Origin of the sequence: Streptomyces olivaceus, from assembly GCF_000721235.1 — a bacterium.
GTDB classification, from domain to species: Bacteria; Actinomycetota; Actinomycetes; order Streptomycetales; family Streptomycetaceae; genus Streptomyces; species Streptomyces olivaceus.
The window spans coordinates 1-3,771 of sequence record NZ_JOFH01000089.1; the positions used below are offsets into that span (position 1 = coordinate 1).

Here is a 3,771-nt window from a genome sequence, read left to right on the forward strand (position 1 = left end):
CGGTGGTGGCGGGTGCGTTGAGTCTGGAGGATGGTGCGCGGGTGGTGGCGTTGCGCAGTCGGGCGATCGCCGCGGAACTCGCCGGCCACGGCGGCATGGCCTCGGTGGCGGCCTCCGAGAAGGACGTGCGCCGACTTCTGGACGGCATCACGGACCCCGTGACCGTGGCCGCGGCCAACGGACCCGCCACGACCGTCGTCTCGGGCACCCCCGAAGGGCTCGACGCGCTCCGGGCCCGGTGCGAAAGCGAGGGAGTGCGCTACCGCCGCATCCCGGTCGACTACGCCTCCCACTCCGGGCAGGTCGACGCTCTGGCCGACCGGATCCTCGCGGACCTGGCCCCCGTCCGCGCGGCCCGCGCACGGGTGCCGTTCTTCTCGACGGTCACCGGCGACTGGCTCGGCGACGAGGTGCCGGACGCCGCCTACTGGGTCCGCAACCTGCGCCGGCCGGTACGGTTCGAGGAAGCCGTACGCGCCCTCGCCGCGACGGACGCCGGAGCGTTCGTGGAATGCAGCGCGCACCCGGTGCTGACCGCGGCCGTGCACGAGACGCTGGAGGCGGCCGGTCACGAGGCCGCGGTGACCGGGACCCTGCGCCGCGACGACGGAGGGGCCCGGCGCCTGTTCGCCTCGCTCGGCGAGGCCTTCGCGCACGGCGTGCCCGTGGACTGGGCGCGGGCGTTCGCCGCCACCGGCACCGGACACGTCGACCTTCCCACCTACGCCTTCCAGCGCGAACGCTACTGGTGGGACCCCGACACGCTGCGCGGGCCCGCCGCCGCGCAGGCCACCCCGCGCCCCGGCGACGACACCGGCTTCTGGGAAGCGGTGCAGAGCGACGACGCCGGAACCCTCGCCGACCTGCTCGACGTGGACGGCGACGCCCTGGACGGCGTACTGCCCGCGCTGCGGACCTGGCGCCGCCACCGTACTGCCGAGGCCGCGGTCGACTCCTGGCGGTACCACGTGCGCTGGTCCCCGGCGACCCTGCCCGGCGACCCCGTGCTGACCGGCACATGGCTGCTGGCGGTCCCGGCGGACTCCGCCGCGGCGGCCGACTGCGCCGACGCGGTCGCCGCCGCCGTACGCGAGCACGGTGGTGACGTCACCACGCTCACCCTCACCGCGGACGCCACCCGGGACGACGTCGTCCGCCTGCTGCCCGACGGGTCCTTCGCGGGGGTGCTGTCCCTGCTGACCGTCACCGACGGAGACGGAACCGCTCGGGGACGCGTCGAACGCACCGGCCTCACCACCACCGTCGCCCTGTTCCAGGCGCTCGGCGAGACCGGGTCCCGCGGCCCCCTGTGGTGCCTGACCCACGACGCGGTCACCGCGACCGCCGAGGACGCGCGCACCGCCCGGGACGCCGCCGCGGCCCAGCACATGGTGTGGGGCCTCGGCCGGATCGCGGCCCTCGAACACCCCGAGCGGTTCGGCGGCCTCGTCGACCTGCCCGCCCGCCCCGACGGGCGCACGGGCCGCCTCCTCGCGGCGGTGCTGGCCGGCGGCAGCGGCGAGGACCAGGTGGCCCTGCGGCCGTCCGGCGCGCTCGTCCGGCGCCTGTCCCGCACCGGTGCCACCGGGACGCGGCCGGCGTGGCGCCCGCACGGCACCGTCCTGGTGACCGGCGGCACCGGAGGCCTCGGCGCCCGCGTGGCCCGTCACCTCGCCCGGCACGGCGCCGACCACCTCCTGCTGGCGAGCCGACGCGGCCCGGACGCGCCGGGCGCCGCCGAACTGCGCGCCGAACTGGAGGAGACCGGCGTCCGCGTCACCCTCACCGCCTGCGACGTCGGCGACCGGGAGGCCGTCGCCGAGCTGCTCGCGACCGTCCCCGCCGACCACCCGCTGACGGCGGTCGTGCACACCGCCGCCGTCCTGGACGACTCCGTCGTCGAACGCCTCACCCCCGACCGGATCGACCAGGTCCTGCGGGTCAAGGCCGACGGCGCCCGGCACCTGCACGAGCTGACCCTTGACACCGGCCTGGACGCCTTCGTGCTCTTCTCCTCCCTGGCCGGCACCCTGGGCGCCTCCGGACAGGGCAACTACGCCCCCGGCAACGCCTACCTGGACGCCCTCGCCGAGCAGCGGCACGCCCTGGGACTGCCCGCCACCTCCATCGCCTGGAGCATCTGGGACGAGCGCGGCATGGCCACCGAGGGCGACATCGAGGCGACCGCCGGCCGCCACGGCCTGCCCGTGATGGACCCCGCCCTGGCCGCCGCGGCCCTCGTGGCGGTGGCCGGCGACACCGAACCGACCGTCGTGGTCGCGGACGTGGAGTGGGACAGGTTCCACGTGGCCTTCACCGCCACCCGCCCCAGCCCCTTCCTCGCCGACCTGCCCGAGGTCCGCCGGCTCACCGCCGCGGCCACCGGGCCGGGCCCCGACACCGGCGCCGGCGCCGGCGCCGGCACCCTAGCCGGGCGCATCGCCGCACTGGGCGGCCGGGCCGAACAGCAGGCCGCCCTGCTCACCCTCGTCCGCGAACAGGCCGCCGAGGTCCTCGGCCACTCAGGACCCGGTGCCGTCGATCCCACGACGGCCTACCGCGACCTCGGCTTCGACTCCGTCACCGCCGTCGAACTGCGCAACCGGCTGAACAAGGCGACCGGACTGCGGCTGGCCTCCACCATCGTCTTCGACCACCCCACCGCCCGCGATCTCGCCGCCCACCTGCGGGACGAGCTCGTCGGCGGCCTCGGCGCGGACCCGGCCCCGGTGCCCGCGCCCGGCCCCGCCCCGGCCCCGGCGGACGGGGACGACCTGATCGCCGTGGTCGGCATGGGCTGCCGCTTCCCCGGCGACATCCGCTCCCCGCAGCAGCTGTGGCACCTGCTCCGCGACGGGGGCGACGCCATCACCCCGTTCCCCGACGACCGTGGCTGGGACCTCGACGCCCTCCGGGGGACCGACCCGGGTGGACGCGCCGGCACGTCGACCGCCCACGAGGGCGGATTCCTCCACGACGCGGGCGACTTCGACGCGGAGTTCTTCGGGATCTCGCCGCGTGAGGCGCTGGCGATGGACCCGCAGCAGCGGCTGCTCCTCGAAACCTCCTGGGAAGCCCTCGAACAGGCCGGCATCGACCCGACCAGCCTGCACGGCACCCGCACAGCCGTGTTCACCGGCACCAACGGCGGCGACTACCTCACGGTCAGTCCCGACGTCCCCGAGGAGACCGCCGGATACGTCGCCACGGGCAACACCGGCAGCGTCCTCTCCGGCCGGGTCGCCTACACCCTCGGACTTGAGGGCCCGGCCCTCACCGTCGACACCGCCTGCTCGTCGTCCCTCGTCGCCCTGCACCTGGCCGTGCGCTCGCTCCGCCAGGGCGAGTGCGACCTGGCCCTCACCAGCGGTGTCACCGTCATGTCCACCCCGGGCATCTTCACCGAGTTCACCCGCCAGGGCGGTCTGGCCGCCGACGGCCGCAGCAAGGCGTTCGCAGCCGGTGCGGACGGCGCCGGTTTCGCCGAGGGAGTCGGCGTCCTCGTCGTCGAACGGCTCTCGGACGCCCGGCGCAACGGCCACCAGGTGCTCGCGGTCGTGCGGGGCAGCGCGGTCAACCAGGACGGTGCGTCGAACGGCCTGTCCGCACCCAGCGGTCCCGCGCAGCAACGCGTCATCCGGGCGGCGTTGGCGGACGCCGGGCTGGACGGGGCGGACGTGGACGTGGTGGAGGCGCACGGTACCGGGACGAGGCTCGGTGATCCGATCGAGGCGGAGGCGTTGCTGGCGACGTATGGGCAGGGGCGGGATG

1 protein-coding gene is annotated in these 3,771 nt (G+C 75.9%); it reads left to right on the forward strand.

Annotated features, from left to right (window positions below; translation table 11 throughout):
* Positions 1-44: 44 nt before the first annotated feature.
* Positions 45-3,771, forward strand: a 3,727-nt coding sequence (locus IG94_RS0137805; RefSeq protein ID WP_248783119.1) for a type I polyketide synthase, incomplete at its 3' end; no start/stop codon positions are given.